Genomic DNA, 16,744 nt, shown 5'->3' on the forward strand with positions numbered 1-16,744 from the left:
GAAGTATCACGATCAGCCCGCTCGCTTAACAGCTCGGGCTGATTTTCTTAACCGGGAGGATTGTGTCCCAGTATTCGAAACCGTGGCTGACGCTCGACGAACAGATGGACAAGCTCAGCCGCCGCGGAGTCGAGATCGGTGAACCCTCGGTCGCGAAGGATCTTCTGCAGCAGGTCGGTTACTACCGCCTGACGGGCTATCTGTACCCTTTTCGGACGTCCGAGACGTTCGTCGACGAGCAGGGAAGAGAACGCGTGCGCGTTCTTGCCGCCTACCGACCTGGAACGTCGATCGACTACGCCGCGCAGCTGATCGACTTCGACCGTGCACTCCGGCTGCTCGTACTTGACGCCGTCGAGCGGATCGAGATCTCTCTCCGAATGCAACTCGGATACACACTCGGTGCCCGCTCGGGCTTTGCCCATCACGATCCCGCGAACTTCGTTCCCTCGTTCACTGTTGAGGCGATGGATGCGGCCGGGCATCCAGTTCCGAGCGGCTTGACACAATGGCTCGACCGCGTTCAGAAGCGCCAGGACGGATCCGACGAAGCGTTTGTCGCCCATTTTCGCGACCACTACGACGGTGTTCTCCCGATCTGGGCGCTCACGGAGATTCTGGAACTCGGCCACCTCGGGCGGCTGTTCGGAGCGTTGCAAGGCGACATCGCGACGACCATCGCGAACGCATACGGTGTCCCCACGAAGAAGATGTTCGGCAGTTGGATCGCCTGCGTCAACTATGTACGCAACGTCTCGGCACACCACGCCCGCCTCTTCAATCGCAAGCTCGTCGCGGCCCCGAGCAGACCGATGAGCGGGCGTGTGCCTTTGCTTGATCATCTACTTGAGACGCCCGGACCGAAAGGGCAGTTCGGCGTCTACAACGCCCTTGCGATCATGGCTTACCTCTTACGCACTGTCGAAGCGGAGTGCGACTGGAACGAACGACTCGCCGCGCACCTCGCACTGTTCCCTGTCGGTGCTCTCTCGACAGCCAGCTTGGGCGCCCCTCCTGGATGGGAGAAGCACGAAGTCTGGCGCGCTCAGCGCACGACAGACCTGGGGACAACGGCGGAGTAGGCCCGCGCCAGCGCCGCCCCCGCCTCGCGCGCCCAGCGGGTGGCGTCGGCGATCGCGGCGCCCGCGCTTCCGGCGAGATCGCTCAGCGACACCGCGGCCGCGAACGCGTCCGCCGGCGCCTCGATCGCGCCGGCCGCGAGCAGCGCGGGCACACCCGCATCCTGGGCCAGCGCGGACACGTATGCCGGGACCTTGCCCGCCGCCGACTGCGCGTCGTAGCGCCCCTCTCCCGTGATCACGACATCGGCCGCCGCCACGAGCGCGGGCAGTCCGAGCGCGTCGCCGACGGCCGCCGAGCCGGGCGCGAGTTCGGCGCCCCACGCGAGCAGACCGTAGCCGGTGCCGCCCGCCGCTCCCGCGCCGGGGGTGGCGGGACGAATCGCAACGAGTGGTCCCGAATTGCCGTGCGGCGTGCCCGCGTCGCGGCGATTCGGGACCACTCGATGCGGGGTCGGCGGGGTCGGCGGGGACTGCGGGGTTGCTGCGGACGCGGAGGGCCGCGGGCCGCCAAGCACGCGCGCAAGGCGCGCCAGGCCGGACTCCAGTCCGACGACCTGCTCCGGGGTCGCGCCCTTCTGCGGGCCGAACACCGCCGCGGCTCCCGTCGGGCCCAGCAGCGGGTTGGTCACATCGCTCAGGATGCGCACACCGCCGGGCGGCAGCGGCGGAAGACCGCTCAGGTCGGCGCGGGCCAGCGTGCCGAGCCCCCGGTTGCCGAGGCGGATCGGGCGGCCTGCCGCGTCGGTGAAGTGGGCGCCGAGGGCGGCGAGGGCGCCGACGCCGCCGTCCGTGGATGCGCTGCCGCCGAGGGCGAGCAGCAGAGCGGTCGCCCCCGCATCCAGTGCTGCCGCGATGGCCTGGCCGAAGCCGAAGGTGTGAGCGTCGAGCGGGGCGAGCTGCGGCATGTGGGCGAGACCGCTCGTCTCTGCCAGTTCCACGACGGCGGTGCCGTCCGGGAGGGACAGCCACGACGCCTCCACCTCCGCGCCGGCCGGGCCGAGCACAGTGACGGCGTGGCGGACGGCTCCGGGGACGGCGACTTCGAACGCGTCCAGGGTGCCCTCGCCGCCGTCGGCCATCGGCGCGAGCACCACGCGGTCGTCCGGACGGACGGACGACCAGCCGGCGGCGAGCGCCTCCGCCACGGCGGTGGCCGTCGCCGACCCCTTGAAGGAGTCCGGCGCGACGACGACGGTGTGCGGCATGCCTCTACAGTGGCACGTGCTCGGCGAACGCCCGAACGGTGCGTTCGACGACCGACGCCGGTGCCGCATCCCAGATCGCCTGGTTGAAGATCTCCACCTCGACGTCGCCCGCGTAACCGGCAGCCGTGACGGCGGCGGTCAGCGAGGCGAAGTCGATGTGCCCGTCGCCCATCATGCCCCGCGAGAGCAGGACATCGGCAGCGAGCGGGGTGACCCAGTCGCAGACCTGGTAGCTGGCGATCCGACCGGATGCGCCCGCTCGCGCGATCTGGTCGAGGACGGCCGGGTCCCACCAGAGGTGGAAGGTGTCGACGACCACCCCGACAGACTCGGCCGGGAACTGCTCGGCGACATCGAGCGCCTGGCCGAGCGTGGAGAGCACGGCGCGGTCGGCGGCGTACATCGGATGCAGGGCTTCCAGGGCGAGCGTGACCCCGGCCGCGCGCGCATCCGGTTCGAGCTCGGCGACGGCGTCGCGCATCCGGTTGCGGGCGCCGCGCAGATCGGTGGAGCCGGAGGGCAGGCCGCCGGCCACGAGCACGAGCACGGCGGCGGAGCCGTCTGCCCCCGCGGCGGCGAGGGTCGCGGTCTCCTCGATCGCGGCCCGGTTGTCGTCGATGGAACGGCGGCGGTCCTCGCCATCGAACGCGGTGAAGAACCCGCCCCTGCACAGGCTCGACACGCGCAGGCCGGAGTCGGCGACCCGCGCGGCGGCCTCGCGGAGACCGACCTCGGCGACCGGCTCCCTCCACAGTCCGATGCTCTGCACGCCGGCCTCGGCCGTGACACGCAGGGCGGTGTCGAGGTCGGCGTATTTGATGGTCGCCTGGTTGATCGAGAGCCGGGGATGGGGCTTCGTCTGCGGGAGAGGCTGCGGCGCGGTCATGCGGTGAATCCGTTCAGTCGAAGCAGCGAGTGCCAGCGGTCGGCGGCGAGCTCCGGGCGTTCCAGCGCACCGGACGCGTTCGCCAGCCGGACGATCTCGGACAGGTGCGGCAGGCTGCGCGCCGCGTGCAGGCCGCCGATCATGGTGAACGACTCCTGGTGCCCGTTCAGCCAGGACAGGAAGGCGACACCGGTCTTGTAATAGAAGGTCGGCGCAGCGAACACCTGCCTGGACAGTGCCTCGGTCGGGCCGAGGATCGCGCGGTAGCGATCCACATCGCCTGCGTCGAGCGCCTGGATGGCGGCGGAGGCGCTGGGCGCGACGGCCGCGAACGCGCCGAGCAGCGCATCCGAGTGGGCGCCGCCGTCGCCGTGGGCGCCCCCGGCGCTGTGGCCGTCGCCCCCGTCCCCCTCGATGAGGCCGACATAGTTGAAGTCGTCTCCGGTGAACATCCTGGCCGTCTGCGGGAGGCGGGAGCGCAGCGCGATCTCGGCGTCCGCATCCAGCAGGCTCATCTTGATGCCGCTGACGTGGTCGGCGTTGTCCTCGATGATCCGCAGCACCGTCTCGCTGGCGACCGCGCTGTCCGTCGAACCGAAGTAGGCGGCGAGCGTCGGATCGAACGCAGCGCCCAGCCAGTGCAGCACGACAGGGGTGGATGCGGCACTCAGCACCGCGCGGTACACCCACTCGTAGTCGGCGGCGGAGGTGGCGACGCGGGCGAGATGGCGGCTCGCCATCAGGACCACGCCGGCGCCCGCGTCCTCGGTGAAGTGCAGTTGCTCCAGGTAGGCGTCGATCACTTCGTCGAGAGAGATGACCTCGTCCTCGACGTGGTCGGTGTTCACCCCGACCACGATCGCGCCGCCCACCGAGCGGGCCTCGGCGGCGCTGCGCGCGATGAGGTCGCGCGTGGCGCGCGCATCCAGGCCCATGTTGCGCTGGGCGGTGTCCATCGCGTCCGCGACGCCGAGCCCCCACGACCAGACGTGATGGCGGAAGGCGAGTGTCGCATCCCAGTCGATGTCGGCCGGGGCGCCTGGCACGTTCTCCGCCCATGGCTTCGGGACGACGTGCGCCGCCGCGTACGCGGTGCGGGAGGAAAGCGGCGCCGTCGGCTTCGCGAACGACGGAGCGGCGGCGAGATCGACGGCGCTGGTGACGCCGTCGCCGTTCAGGAGGACGAGCCCCGGCATCAGAGGCTGACCGCCGGCAGGTCGATGCGGCGCCCTTCGCGCGACGAGATCAGACCCTGCTCGGCAAGCTGGACGCCGCGCGCACCGGCCAGGAAGTCGTACTCGTTCGGTCCGTCGTCGACCACGTGGCGGATGAACTCCTCCCACTGCGTCTTGAAACCGTTCTCGAACACCTCGTTGGCCGGGGACTCGATCCAGTCGGTGTCGTAGTCGTGCTCGTCGGCCAGGTCGGGATTCCAGACCGGCTTCGGGGTGGCGTTGCGCGGCTGGATCTTGCAGCCGAACAGGCCGACCACGGCGCTGCCGAGGGTGCCGTCCACCTGGAACTCGACCAGTTCGTCGCGGTTGACGCGGGTGGTCCAGCTGGAGTTGAGCTGGGCGGTGATGCCGCCCTCCAACTCGAAGATCGCGTACGCGGCGTCGTCGGCGGTCGCGGCATACGACTGGCCGTTCTCGTCCACCCGCGACGGGATCTCGGTGACCGCGCGGGCGTAGACGGACTCGACCGTGCCGAACAGGTTATCCAGCACGTACGACCAGTGCGGGAACATGTCGACGACGATGCCACCGCCGTCCTCGGCCCGGTAGTTCCAGCTCGGGCGCTGCGCGGCCTGCCAGTCGCCCTCGAACACCCAGTAGCCGAACTCGCCGCGCACCGACAGGATGCGGCCGAAGAACCCGGAGTCGATGAGCCGCTTCAGCTTGCGCAGCCCGGGCAGGTAGAGCTTGTCGTGCACGACGCCGTTCTTGATGCCGGCCGCCTCGGCGAGACGCGCGAGCTCCAGCGCCTCCTCGAACGACTCGGCGGTGGGCTTCTCGGTGTAGATGGCCTTGCCCGCCGCGATGGCCTTCTTGATGGCGGAGGCGCGGGCTTTAGTGACGAGGAAGTCGGAGTAGATCTGCCAGCGGTCGTCGGCGAGGGCCGCATCCAGGTCGGTGGTGAAGTGCTCGATGTCGTGCTTCGCGGCGAGCTCGGCCAGCTTGGCTTCGCTGCGGCCGACCAGGATGGGCTCCACCTGAACTCGGCTGCCGTCGGACAGGAGCACGCCGCCCTGCTCGCGGATGGCGAGGATGCTGCGCAGCAGGTGCTGGCGGTAACCCATGCGGCCGGAGACGCCGTTCATGATGATACCGATGGTCGACTCTGACACTGGAACTCCTTTGTCGCGGGATGCGGTGGTGCGGTTAAGCGGATGTCGTTGTTGATGCGATGGGAAAGCGCTTACCAGCGTAGGCCGCGTGAGTGGCGTTCGTCAACCGTGGGTTGGGCGCCCGCCTCTGCGTCAGTTCCCGACGAGCCACCTGGCCGCGGCGGCGATGATCGCTCGGTGGGTCTCGGAGTCGTACGACGCGGTGTCATGGCCGAGTGCGTCGTAGACCACGCGGGCGTTTCCGTAGGTGCGCGTCCAGAGCAGCGGGAACTCCTGGCCGTCGTGCTCGTGGGTCGCGAGCGGCACGATGTCCGGCGCGGTGCGCAGGTAGGCGTACCGCTCGTCGTCGACCTCGAAGTCGGCGAGGCCGGAGACGATCGGATGCCGCTCCGGATACACGCGAATCCGGGCCCGCGAGTAGTCCGGGTGCATGGTCGTGCCGCGCACCCAGACGCCGCCGAGGATGCACTCCCACTCCGGCACCCCGCGCAGCGAGGTGGAGGTGACGTGCATCGCGAGTAGCGGGCGCCCACCTGCCAGGTAGGAGAGGAGCCCGTCTCGCGCGCGTCGTTCCGCCTCCGGCTGCGGGTCGTCGGGAGCCGTGAGCGCCGGGTCTCCGATGTTGAGGACGAGGAGGTCAGGCGGGTTCTGTCCGAGGGCGGTGAGCTGCGCATCCACGTCGCCGGAGACCTCGGCCTCGAAGCCCTCCCCACGCAGGATGCCGGCCAGGCGGGCGGATGTGTCGGCGAACGGGTGCCAGGGGTCGTCGTACCGGCCATTGCCGCTGAGGATGAGCGCGTGGGGCACGGGTGCGTCGTGGTCTGCCATACCCGGATGGTAAGCGCCTTCCGGGCTGGATGACAACCGGCAGGCACACCGCAGCACGCCCGCGCGGGAATCCGTGCTTGACGAATCCGCTTCGAGGATTCATGATGAGGAATGCGCATTCTGGGAATGCGCAATCCCGCTACCGGAACAGTCGCAAAGCAGCCACCAGAGGAGTCGACGATGACACCACGACGCACCCCCGTCGCCGCGTTCGCCATGCGACCCGACCTGCCCGCACTGCTCTTCTCCGACGACGACCTCGCCGCCCTCTGCCGCATCCTCGACCTCGACACCGCGACCACCATCGAAGACTTCGCCGACATCACCCCCGAACGCCTCGCCGAGATCGACGTGCTGATCACCGGCTGGGGCTCCCCGCAGATCGGTCCGGCCGCCCTGCACGCGATGCCGCGACTCGGCGCGATCATCCACGCGGCGGGCACCGTCAAGGGTCACCTGGACGACGAGGCCTGGGACCGCGGCATCCGCGTCACCAGTGCGGCCAGCGCGAATGCATACCCGGTCGCCGAGTACACGCTCGCGATGATCCTGCTGGCTGGCAAGCGCGTCCCCGACTACATCCGCCGCTACGCCGCCGATCCTGCGCTCTACGACGAGTCGCCGGATCCGGCCATCGGGAACTTCCAGCGCACGGTCGGCATCGTCGGCGCCTCCCGGGTGGGCAGGAGGGTCATCGAGCTGTTGCAGCCGTTCGACATCGACGTGTTGCTCTACGACCCGTACCTCGCTGCGGGCGACCCCGTGCTCGCTTCCGCCAGGCAGGTCGCCCTCGACGACCTGTTCGCCCAGTCCAGCATCGTCAGCGTCCACGCGCCCCTGCTGCCGGAGACGGTCGGAATGGTCGGCGCCGCCCAGCTCGCGCTCCTCCCGGACGGCGCGACCGTCATCAACACCGCCCGCGCTCCCATCGTCGATCAGGATGCGCTCGAAGCGGCCGTGCGGGAACGCGGCGTCCGCGCCATCCTCGACGTCACCGATCCGGAGCCGCTGCCCGCCGACCACCCGCTGCGCTCGCTCGACGGCGTGATCCTCACCCCGCACGTGGCCGGCGCGCTCGGCACCGAGCTGCGGAGGCTCGGCGAGTGCGCGAGACGCGAGGCCGAGCTGTTCGTCGCTGGCGAGCCCGCCGAGCATCCGGTCACGAAAGAAGCTCTGATCGCCGTTGCCTGAGAACCTGACTGCGGCGGAAGAGCGCACCGCCGAGCGCACCGCCGAGCGCACCGCCGAACGCACAGCCGAGCGCACCGCGAACGTGACAGAGACTGAGACCCGACCCCATTCCATTCCGCGCCGGGAGGCGACCATGCACCAGCTCCGCGATTACACCGCCCAGGTCTTCATCGGCGGCCGCTACGAAGATCCGGAGGCCGGGAACGACCTTCCCGTGCTCGACAAGGCGTCCGGCACCCGGTTCGGCACGTACGGCAACGCGTCGGCGGCGCAGGTCGACCGCGCCGTCCGCACCGCCGTCGAGGCGCAGCCCGCCTGGGGCGCGGTGAACGCCAACCGGCGCAGCGAGATCATCCGCGACTTCGGCCGCCAGCTCGAACTGCGGCGCGACGAACTGATCACCCTGATCATCCGCGAGACGGGCGGCACAGCCGAGAAGGCCGAGGAGGAACTGGGGCAGGCGATCACCCAGCTCAACAACTCCGCCACCCAGCTCACCGAGAACGCCGGAGCGATCCTCCCGCCGTACAAAGACGGCAAGATCTCGCTCTCCCGCGCCGTGCCGCTCGGCGTGATCGGCCTCATCGTGCCCTGGAACTACCCGATGAGCCTCGCGATGCGCGCCCTGGCACCCGGCCTCGCCTACGGCAATGCGGTCGTGCTCAAGCCCGCCGAGCTCACGCCGATCGCGGGCGGCCAGATCCTCGCAGAAGCAGCGCAGGCGGCCGGCGTCCCTGACGGCGTGTTCAACGTGGTCCCCGGAGACGGCCCCACCACCGGACGCACGCTCTCCGAGCATCCCGATCTCGACCTGGTGCACTTCACCGGATCGTTCGAGGTCGGCCACCAGATCGCCAACTTCGCCGCCCGCTCGTTCAAGCCGGTCGCCACCGAACTCGGCGGCGACAACGCGTTCGTCGTGCTCGACGACGCCGACATCGACCAGGCCGCCAGCTGCGCCGTCTGGTCGGCGCTCTGGTACCAGGGCCAGACCTGCATCAGCGCCGGACGCCACATCGTGCTGCGCAGCGCAGCGGACGCGTTCACCGAGGCCGTCGTCGAACGCGTGAGCAGGCTGCGGGTCGGCAACGGGCTCGACGACGACGTGGACCTCGGCCCGATCATCAGCGAAACCCAGCTGCGCCGGTTCCACGACGGACTCGTGCAGCCGTCCATCGCATCCGGAGCCAGGGTCGCCGTCGGCGGCGGCTTCGACGGACTGTTCTACCAGCCGACCGTGCTCACCGGGGTCACCCCGGAGATGCCGGTCTTCACCGAAGAGATCTTCGGCCCGGTGATGCCGATCACCGTGGTCGACACCGAAGCCGAGGCGCTCGCCCTCGTCAACCGGCACCGCACGCTCATGAACTCGGTGTTCAGCGGCGACCCCCTGCGGGGTCTCGCCTTCGCCGAACAGGTCAAGAGCAACGAGGTGCACGTCAACGACGGCTACGCGCGGCACGGCGGCGAGGGACAGCTCGCCGGCTTCACCAACCGGCAATGGATCGGCCTCCAGACCACCCCGACGCGATACCCGGCCTGGGCGGAAGCCTGACCGATCACATTCACCATCAAAGGAGATGCACACAGTGAGAAAGACAACGCTGAGGACCCTCGGCGCCACCGTCGGCGTCCTCGCCGCCGTAACCACCGTCCTGACCGGATGCTCCAGTTCCGGCTCAGGAGACGCCTCCAGCTCGGGCGGCAAGGTCACCCTGAACTACGTCAACTGGGACGGAGGGATGCAGGCCGTCGTCGACGAATGGAATAAGGCGAACCCGAACATCCAGGTCAAGCTGACCAAGCCGTCCGGCACCGGATACACCCTCTACAACAAGCTGATCACCAACAACAAGGCGGGCACCAACCCGGATGTGACCGAGGTCGAGTACCAGGCGCTTCCCGCCCTGATCGCGAACAACGTCGTCGTCCCGATCGACAAGTACGTCGGCGACCTGTCCAGCGACTTCTCGAAGTCGACGCTGGCGCAGGTGCAGTTCGAGGGCAAGACGTACGGCGTCCCGCAGAACGTCTGCCCGATGGTGTTCTTCTACCGCAAGGATCTCTGGGACTCGCTCGGCCTGAAGGCGCCGACCACCTGGGATGAGTACGCGGCCGACGCCGCCGCCATCCACGCGGCCGACCCGAAGAAGTACATCGGCAACTTCACTGCGGCCGACCCCGGCTGGTTCGCCGGTCTCGCCCAGCAGGCGGGCGCCAACTGGTGGACCACCTCCGGCGGCGACAAGTGGACCGTCGCGATCAACGACGCCCCGAGCAAGAAGGTCGCCGACTACTGGGGCGACCTGGTGAACAAGGGACTCGTCAGCCCCGAGCCGAACTGGTCGGCGCAGTGGAACACCGACATGAACAACGGCACGCTGGTCGGCTGGGTCGGAGCGCAGTGGGGACCCAACCAGCTCCCGTCGATCGCCAAAGACACCGCAGGCAAGTGGCAGGCCGTGGCACTCCCCGCCTGGACCGCCGGTGACACCACCGTCGGCATCTGGGGCGGCGAGACCGAGGCGGTGACCACCAACTCGAAGCACCCGGCGGAGGCCGCGAAGTTCGTCAAGTGGATGAACGCCTCCAAGGACGGCGTGAACGCTCTGATCAAGAACGTGCAGGTCTTCCCCGCGAGCATCCCGAACCAGTCGCTGCCCGCACTGCAGACCCCGCCGCCGTTCATGTCGAACCAGCCGGACTACAACACGCTGATGGCGACCGTCGCCAAGGGCGTCCGCACCTTCGACATCTGGGGCCCGAACGCGAACGTCACGTTCGACTCGTACTCCAACGCGTTCGCCGCTGCCCTGCAGAACAAGACGCAGCTCTCCGGAGCGCTCGACAAGATGCAGACGGACACGGTGGCCGACATGAAGAAGCTCGGCTTCAAGGTCACCGGCTAGTCCGGCCACGACCGACGCCGGCGGCCTGAGCGCGAGACTCGGCCGCCGGCGCCGCACCACCGCCGCATCACGTCCACCCCATCCCCCGACATCCGCACCGTCCGTTCCGAGGAGTTCACGCCATGGCCGTCATCGGAGACAGCACCGCGCCGAAGCAGGCGCGTGGGACAGCATCCCGCGTCCCTGCCGGTCCAGCGCCCACCCCCGGGCGGCGGCGCCCGCGCCGGAAACGCGGCAGCCTGCTGCCGATCTTCCTCGTGGCGCCGGCCGTCATCCTGTTGCTGCTGTTCACCATCGCGCCGGGGATCTACGCCGTCGTGCTGAGCTTCCTGCAGGTGAAGGTCGGCGGCGGTCTGCTCGGCGGCGGCGGCACCGTCGAGGTGTTCGCCGGTTTCGCCAACTACGTCTCGACGCTCGTCGACCCGGAGTTCTGGGCCAGCCTCGGCCGGATGCTCATCGTCGCGGCCATCGGCGTGCCGCTCACCATCGTGCTCTCCACGGTGTTCGCGCTCTGTCTCGACGCCAAGCGGACCAGGCTCGTCGGCTTCACCCGTCTGGCGATCTTCCTGCCGTACGCGGTGCCGGGCGTGGTCGCCTCCCTGCTCTGGGGGTTCATGTACCTGCCTGCCACCAGCCCCATCGGCGGCCAGGTGATCAACTACTTCGGCAGCACCGGCATCTTCTTCTCGGTGGCGAACGTGGCCGTCTGGGGCGTGGTCGGCTTCAACATGATCATCCTCTACACCGCGGTCCGCAGCCTCCCGAAAGACCTGTTCGAAGCCGCGGAACTCGACGGGGCGTCGGAGTTGCAGATCGCCCTGCGGGTGAAACTGCCGCTGATCACCCCCGCGATCACGATGGTCGCCCTGTTCTCGATCATCGGAGCGCTGCAGCTCTTCAACGAGCCCACCACGCTCAAGCCGCTCGCGAACGCCATCTCATCCACCTGGGTGCCGCTGATGCGCGTGTACACGGACGCGTTCGTGAACAACAGCATCTACGAGGGCGCTGCGACCTCGTTCATCCTCATCATCATGACCGTGGCGGCCACCGTGCTGGTCAACGTCATCGGCCGGCGCGTCGCCCGGAGGGAAACCAAATGACCACGCTCACCCAGACCCCCGGCCGGTCGGCGACCAGGGATGCTCCCCCCAAGCGCACCCGCAGCGGCCTGCACCTCGTGCCCACGATCATCCTGATCGTCGGCGCGCTCTACTGCGTGCTGCCGGTGCTGTGGATCGTGATCGCGGCGACGAAGACGAATGACGAACTGTTCTCGTCCCCGCCGTTCCTGCCGATGTTCAACGGCGGCTTCTGGTCGAACATGCAGGCTCTTTTCACCTACAACAACGGGATCTTCGGCCGCTGGGCGCTCAACTCGGTGATCTACGCGATCGGCGGCGGCGTCCTCTCCACGGTCGTCGCCGGTGCCGCGGGGTATGCGCTCGGCAAGTACCGCTTCGTCGGCTCGAAATGGATCTTCCGGCTGATCGTCGCCGCCGTGCTGCTGCCGCAGATCATGCTCGCCATCCCGCAGTTCCTGCTGCTGGCCAAGTTCGGGATGACCAACAACTACGCGTCGGTGATCCTCCCGCAACTGGTGTCGCCGTTCGCGATCTATCTCTGCAAGATCTACGCGGAGGCGTCGGTGCCGGACGAGATCATGGAGGCGGCGCGCATCGACGGCGGCAGCGAGTGGCGCATCTTCTGGTCGGTCGGCTCCCGGCTGATGATGCCGGCGCTGGTGACGGTGTTCCTGCTGCAGTTCATCGGGATCTGGAACAACTTCCTGCTGCCGTTCGTGATGATCAACAATGACCAGCTGTACCCGCTGACGCTCGGGCTCTACGGACTGATGATCATCACCGGAGGGCAGGCGGCGCAGTATTCGATCGTGATAGCCGGGGTGCTGGTGTCGATCGTGCCGCTGGCGATCCTGTTTCTGTCGCTCCAGCGGTATTGGAAGATCGACCTGATCTCAGGCGGCGTGAAGATCTAGGGCGGCGCGCATCCACAGGTCGTTCCACAGGCCGCGGTGCCGCCTGAGGCCGAGATACCAGTAACTGCACAGGAAACCGGGGTTTTCGGTGCAGTTACTGGTATCTCGGCGTCGAACGTCGCTACGGGGTGGAGGCGCGGAGGGTCACTGTGCCGTCGAACGGGGGCGCTGACGCGTCGCCGTCTTCGGAGAGGGCGAGTTCTAGTGCACGCGCCCCGATCTCGGCCAGCGGCAGGGCGACGGTCGTGAGCGACGGCGTCACATCCTGCACCAGCGGGATGTCGTCGAACCCGGCGACCGCGATGCCTGCGCCCGGCTCGACACCGGCGTCGCGCATGGCGGCCATCGCCCCGACGGCCATCACGTCGGCGACGGCGAACACGCAACCCGGCCGCTCCCCGGACGCGAGCAGGGCGGCCATCGTCTCGTAGCCGCCGTCGCGGGAGAACGCCCCGTGCACCACGCGCGCACCGGGGATCACGTCGAGGAAGCCAGCCGTGCGGTCGCGGGCGGTGAGCAGATTCTCCGGCCCGGCCAGCACGACGAAGTCGCCGTAGTCGCGGTCTGCCAGCACGGCGGCCAGTGCTGCTGCGCCCGCGCGGTTGTTCACGGCGACAGACCGCAGGCCGGGCACGGCCGCGCCGATCAGGGCCACCCTCGCTCCCCCGCGCTCGATCGCCTCCAGCTCGGCCGCGCCGTCTGCGTCGCCCAGATGACGGCTGCCCGCGACGATGACCACGCGGGGCCGCTGGCCCTTCAGCGCGACGAGCGTCGCGGACTCGCGTGCCGCATCCGCACCGGTGGCACTGATGGTGACGATCAGACCGCGCTCGTCGGCGACCCGGACGATCCCGGAGGCGATGCTGGAGAAGTACGGGTCGGCGATGTCGCCGACGACGACCGCGACCGTGTTGCTGGTGCCGCGGGCCACGGCCTGCGCCTGCAAGTTCGCGCTGTAGCCGAGCGCCGCCGCCGAGGCCAGGACGCGCGCCTGCAACTCCGGGTTGACCTTGCGGGCACTGCCGTTCAACGCCCGGGATGCGGTGGCGAGCGACACACCTGCATGGGCGGCGACCTGCGCCAGGGTCGACGCGCTCTCACTCACGGGACAACACTACAGAGGGGCGGGCGCGATGGGCGCGTCGTTGCTCGCGTCGATGGGCACGTCACCGAACGAGGTCGATGGGTGCGTCGACCGGCGGGGTGCTGGCCCGGATGACCGGGTATGCGGGCACCGTGCGGGTCTCGCCGTCGTGGGCGATGGCGCGGGCGATGGCTTCGGAGGCGACCGTGTCGAGGGCGACGTGCACCGTGGTCAGCGGGGGGACCACATCCCGGAGCGTCGTGATGTCGTCGAAGCCTGCCACCGCGATGTCGTCCGGGATGCGCAGGCCGCGGGCGCGCAGACCGGCGATCGCACCGAGCGCCATGTCGTCGGTGATCGCGAACACCAGTTGCAGGCGGCGCAGCTCCTGCTCGTCGAGGGCGAGTACGAGGTCGCGGGCGCCCTCCCAGCTGAACTCCGGGTGCCGCACGGTCGTCTCGACGCCCTCGACGCCCGCGCCGGTCAGTCCGTCCACAAAGCCTTCGACGCGCTGCTGCATCGACAGCAGCGGGGTGGCGCTGCCGAGCACGAGCGCACGCCGGTAGCCGAGGCCGGCGAGTTCGGCGGCGAGGCGGCGGGCGCCGTCGTGGTTGTCGAAGGTGACCGTCTCGAACGGCAGGTCGGTGCGGCTGATGAGCACGACGCGGCCGCCGGTCTCTTCGTAGCGCTGCAACTCGGCGACGAGCTCGTTGACCGACGGAGGGTCGACGTAGCCGGTTCCGGCGAGGATGATCGCGCGCGGCTGCTGCCCGCGCAACTCACGCACGAGGTCGAGCTCCCGGTCGGACTGACGCTCGGTGACCGCGATCGACACACGCAGGTCGGCGGCCTCGGCCTGCCGCATGATCGCGGCGGCCATCGCGGAGAAGTACGGGTCGGAGATCCCGCTGATCACCAGGGCGACGGTGCGGGAGGTCCCCCGCGCCATGTTCTGCGCGGCCAGGTTGGGGGCGTAGCCGAGCTCCCGCGCGGCATTCAGCACCCGGGTCCGGTAGCTTTCGGCGACCTTGCGATCGCTGCCGTTGAGCACGCGCGACGCTGTCGGCTGGGAGACTCCGGCGTGCCGCGCAACGTCGTCGAGCGTGACCGGCCTGCGCGGCCCTGCGTCGCTCTGCGTCTCGCTCACCGCCCCAGCCTAGCGGGCGCCGGAGGCTGCGGGAATGCGCATACCGGGCCGTGTTCGCGGGGGTCAGGCCACGAGCATCCAGAGCAGACAGGCGCCGCAACCGGCCAGCGACACCGCCGAGTGGATGCGCCACACCCGCCGGGCGAGCAGGACGCGCGCGAGCAGCCAGGCGAGGAGGATCGCCGCGATGGCAGGGATGGTGAGCGCTGCGGTGGCGGGGAGTGTGGGCGCCGCGGTGCCGGGGAGGGTGATGAGCGCGGAGGCTGTGAGTGTTGGAGTGGTGGCTATGCCATGCCCCGTCACGCTGTGACCACCCATCCCCGCCATCCCGGACGCGGCCATCCCCGGCCCAGACGCCCCCGCGCCGACCGCCTGCGCCCCCATCACCAGCAGCATCGCCCACAGGTCGACGACATGCTCCCGCGCCCACGCCCGCGTGCGCGCCAGCGGCGCGTACCCGAACGACACCAGCGCGAGCACGAACGCCGCCCCCAGCATCGGCGCAGCGCCGTGCCCGACGGCCGCGGCGGCGGCCATGATCGCCACCATCACGCCCACCATCACCGCCTCGTGCACGAGCGCGCCCGCCCACGACTCGTGCGAAAAGTGCGGTGCGAGCCTCCGCGACCGCACGTTTCGCACGAGCGTGGCGGTCACGCGCGCCAGGTGGTCTTCACGTTGGTGAACTCGCGGATGCCCTGGGCGGAGAGCTCACGGCCGTAGCCGGACGCCTTCACGCCGCCGAAGGGCAGCTGCGGGAACGACGCGGTGAGGCCGTTGACGAAGACGCCGCCCGCCTCGATCCCGTGCTGGAACAGTTCGGCTTCGGCGTCATCGTTGGTCCAGACGCTGGAGCTGAGGCCGAAGTCGCTGTCGTTGGAGCGGGCGATGGCCTCCTCGGCGCTCGACACCTTATAGAGGCAGGCGACGGGTCCGAAGCACTCTTCGCGGTAGATGCGCATCTCCGGGGTCACGTCGGTGAGGACGGTCGCCGGGTAGAACCAGCCGGGGCCGTCCGGCACCGCACCGCCCGCCAGAACGGTCGCGCCTTTGGCGGCGGCGTCGGCCACCAGCTCGTGGGCGTCGCATCGGCCCTGCTCGGTGGCGAGCGGGCCGAACGAGGTCGCCGGGTCGAACGGGTCGCCCGCGACCTGCGCGCGCATCCCGGCGACGAACGCCTCCTCGAAGGCGTCGTAGACGTCCTCGTGCACGTAGTACCGCTTGGCGGCGATGCAGCTCTGGCCGGAGTTCTGCACGCGCGCGTTGACACCGGCGGCTGCTGCGGCGGCGACGTCGGCGGACGGCATGACCACGAACACGTCGGTCCCGCCGAGTTCGAGCACCGACTTCTTGACGTTGCGTCCGGCGGCGGCAGCTACGGACGCGCCTGCGCCGACGGATCCGGTGAGCGTCACAGCACGGATGCGCGGGTCGTCGAGCAGCGGGGCCACGGCGCCGCCCTCGACGAGCAGCGTCTGGAACGCACCGTCCGGGAACCCGCCCCGCGCGAACAGCGAGCCGAGGTACAGCGCGCTCTGCGGGACACTCGACGCGTGCTTCAGGATGCCCGTGTTCCCGGCCATCAGCGCGGGCGCCGCGAAGCGGATCACCTGCCAGAACGGGTAGTTCCACGGCATCACGGCCAGCACGGTTCCGATCGGCTGGTAGCGGACGCTCACCGCTGAGGCGCCCACATCGCCCGGCTGCACCGGATGCTCGTCGGCCAGGTACTCCTCGGCGTGGTCGGCGTACCAGCGCATCCCGCGAGCCGACTTCGACACCTCGTATTTTGCGGTGCCGATCGTCTTGCCCATTTCGGTGGAGACCAGAGTGGCGACCTCGTCGAGTTCGGCGTCGAGCAGGTCGGCGGCGGCGCGCATCCACTCGGCCCGCTGGGCGAAGGTGGTGGAGGCGAGGTCCTGATAGGTCTGGTGGGCGGAGGCGACGATGCGCTCGATGTCCTCGGCCGTGTGCGACTCGAACGTCTTGAGCGTTTCGCCCGTGGTCGGGTTGATGGTGGCGATGGCCATGCTGACTCCTTTGTTCTGTGGCGGGTGGTGCGGGTG

15 protein-coding genes are annotated in these 16,744 nt (G+C 69.5%); 6 read left to right on the forward strand and 9 right to left on the reverse strand.

Annotated features, from left to right (window positions below; all coding sequences use genetic code 11):
* Positions 1 to 62 precede the first annotated feature (62 nt).
* The gene (locus tag AC37TH_RS02815) at positions 63 to 1,082 is read left to right on the forward strand and encodes an Abi family protein (protein ID WP_490762837.1); all 1,020 of its coding nucleotides are present in this window, start codon (positions 63 to 65) and stop codon (positions 1,080 to 1,082) included.
* On the opposite strand, the gene AC37TH_RS02820 is transcribed toward AC37TH_RS02815, so the two are convergent.
* The 5 genes from AC37TH_RS02820 to AC37TH_RS02840 form a co-directional block, all read right to left on the reverse strand.
* Positions 1,046 to 2,287, reverse strand: coding sequence for a glycerate kinase (locus AC37TH_RS02820; protein ID WP_490762838.1), 1,242 nt, complete (start codon positions 2,285 to 2,287; stop codon positions 1,046 to 1,048). The genes AC37TH_RS02815 and AC37TH_RS02820 overlap by 37 nt on opposite strands.
* Before the next feature lie 4 nt (positions 2,288 to 2,291).
* Positions 2,292 to 3,173 carry a sugar phosphate isomerase/epimerase family protein gene (locus AC37TH_RS02825; RefSeq protein ID WP_490762839.1) on the reverse strand — a complete coding sequence of 294 codons (882 nt, stop codon included), beginning with the start codon at positions 3,171 to 3,173 and terminating at the stop codon, positions 2,292 to 2,294.
* Positions 3,170 to 4,369 (reverse strand): dihydrodipicolinate synthase family protein, encoded by a 1,200-nt coding sequence (locus AC37TH_RS02830; RefSeq protein WP_490762840.1) that lies wholly within the window; start codon positions 4,367 to 4,369, stop codon positions 3,170 to 3,172. The genes AC37TH_RS02825 and AC37TH_RS02830 overlap by 4 nt, the downstream gene beginning before the upstream one ends.
* Positions 4,369 to 5,493, reverse strand: coding sequence for a Gfo/Idh/MocA family protein (locus AC37TH_RS02835; protein ID WP_490763844.1), 1,125 nt, complete (start codon positions 5,491 to 5,493; stop codon positions 4,369 to 4,371). Before AC37TH_RS02835 ends, AC37TH_RS02830 begins: the two co-directional genes overlap by 1 nt.
* A 159-nt stretch (positions 5,494 to 5,652) precedes the next feature.
* Complete coding sequence (locus tag AC37TH_RS02840; protein WP_490762841.1) at positions 5,653 to 6,348, reverse strand: ThuA domain-containing protein; 696 nt, start codon at positions 6,346 to 6,348, stop codon at positions 5,653 to 5,655.
* A 180-nt stretch (positions 6,349 to 6,528) separates the two neighbouring features.
* Between AC37TH_RS02840 and AC37TH_RS02845 the strand changes: the two genes are divergently transcribed.
* The 5 genes from AC37TH_RS02845 to AC37TH_RS02865 all read left to right on the forward strand — a co-directional run bounded on the left by AC37TH_RS02845 (position 6,529) and on the right by AC37TH_RS02865 (position 12,447).
* A complete protein-coding gene (locus tag AC37TH_RS02845) occupies positions 6,529 to 7,539 on the forward strand; it encodes a hydroxyacid dehydrogenase (protein WP_490762842.1) in 1,011 nt (336 codons plus the stop codon).
* Positions 7,532 to 9,094, forward strand: coding sequence for an aldehyde dehydrogenase family protein (locus tag AC37TH_RS02850; RefSeq protein WP_490762843.1), 1,563 nt, complete (start codon positions 7,532 to 7,534; stop codon positions 9,092 to 9,094). Before AC37TH_RS02845 ends, AC37TH_RS02850 begins: the two co-directional genes overlap by 8 nt.
* 34 nt (positions 9,095 to 9,128) lie before the next feature.
* On the forward strand, positions 9,129 to 10,448 hold the full coding sequence (locus AC37TH_RS02855) for an ABC transporter substrate-binding protein (protein ID WP_490762844.1): 1,320 nt from the start codon (positions 9,129 to 9,131) through the stop codon (positions 10,446 to 10,448).
* Positions 10,449 to 10,570: 122 nt separating this feature from the next.
* The gene (locus AC37TH_RS02860) at positions 10,571 to 11,551 is read left to right on the forward strand and encodes a carbohydrate ABC transporter permease (protein WP_490762845.1); all 981 of its coding nucleotides are present in this window, start codon (positions 10,571 to 10,573) and stop codon (positions 11,549 to 11,551) included.
* Positions 11,548 to 12,447 carry a carbohydrate ABC transporter permease gene (locus AC37TH_RS02865; protein ID WP_490762846.1) on the forward strand — a complete coding sequence of 300 codons (900 nt, stop codon included), beginning with the start codon at positions 11,548 to 11,550 and terminating at the stop codon, positions 12,445 to 12,447. Before AC37TH_RS02860 ends, AC37TH_RS02865 begins: the two co-directional genes overlap by 4 nt.
* 121 nt (positions 12,448 to 12,568) lie before the next feature.
* Here the strand turns inward: AC37TH_RS02865 and AC37TH_RS02870 are convergent, their stop codons facing one another.
* The 4 genes from AC37TH_RS02870 to aldh form a co-directional block, all read right to left on the reverse strand.
* Complete coding sequence (locus tag AC37TH_RS02870; RefSeq protein WP_490762847.1) at positions 12,569 to 13,552, reverse strand: LacI family DNA-binding transcriptional regulator; 984 nt, start codon at positions 13,550 to 13,552, stop codon at positions 12,569 to 12,571.
* Between the two features lie 61 nt (positions 13,553 to 13,613).
* Positions 13,614 to 14,678 carry a LacI family DNA-binding transcriptional regulator gene (locus AC37TH_RS02875; protein ID WP_490762848.1) on the reverse strand — a complete coding sequence of 355 codons (1,065 nt, stop codon included), beginning with the start codon at positions 14,676 to 14,678 and terminating at the stop codon, positions 13,614 to 13,616.
* 63 nt (positions 14,679 to 14,741) lie between these two features.
* Entirely contained in the window at positions 14,742 to 15,335 is a 594-nt protein-coding gene (locus tag AC37TH_RS02880; RefSeq protein WP_490762849.1) for a hypothetical protein, read from the reverse strand.
* Positions 15,332 to 16,708: an aldehyde dehydrogenase AldH gene (aldh, locus tag AC37TH_RS02885; protein ID WP_490762850.1), complete on the reverse strand. Its 1,377-nt coding sequence runs from the start codon at positions 16,706 to 16,708 to the stop codon at positions 15,332 to 15,334. The genes AC37TH_RS02880 and aldh overlap by 4 nt, the downstream gene beginning before the upstream one ends.
* Between the last annotated feature and the right edge of the window lie 36 nt (positions 16,709 to 16,744).

The sequence above is a fragment of the Leifsonia sp. McL0627 genome (genome assembly GCF_058244615.1).

Coding starts and splice junctions, on each gene's coding strand:
- AC37TH_RS02820 (WP_490762838.1), bottom strand. CDS start 2,287: ATGCCGCACACCGTCGTCGTCGCGCCGGACTCCTTCAAGGGGTCGGCG.
- AC37TH_RS02825 (WP_490762839.1), bottom strand. CDS start 3,173: ATGACCGCGCCGCAGCCTCTCCCGCAGACGAAGCCCCATCCCCGGCTC.
- AC37TH_RS02830 (WP_490762840.1), bottom strand. CDS start 4,369: ATGCCGGGGCTCGTCCTCCTGAACGGCGACGGCGTCACCAGCGCCGTC.
- AC37TH_RS02835 (WP_490763844.1), bottom strand. CDS start 5,493: ATGAACGGCGTCTCCGGCCGCATGGGTTACCGCCAGCACCTGCTGCGC.
- AC37TH_RS02840 (WP_490762841.1), bottom strand. CDS start 6,348: ATGGCAGACCACGACGCACCCGTGCCCCACGCGCTCATCCTCAGCGGC.
- AC37TH_RS02845 (WP_490762842.1), top strand. CDS start 6,529: ATGACACCACGACGCACCCCCGTCGCCGCGTTCGCCATGCGACCCGAC.
- AC37TH_RS02860 (WP_490762845.1), top strand. CDS start 10,571: ATGGCCGTCATCGGAGACAGCACCGCGCCGAAGCAGGCGCGTGGGACA.
- AC37TH_RS02865 (WP_490762846.1), top strand. CDS start 11,548: ATGACCACGCTCACCCAGACCCCCGGCCGGTCGGCGACCAGGGATGCT.
- aldh (WP_490762850.1), bottom strand. CDS start 16,708: ATGGCCATCGCCACCATCAACCCGACCACGGGCGAAACGCTCAAGACG.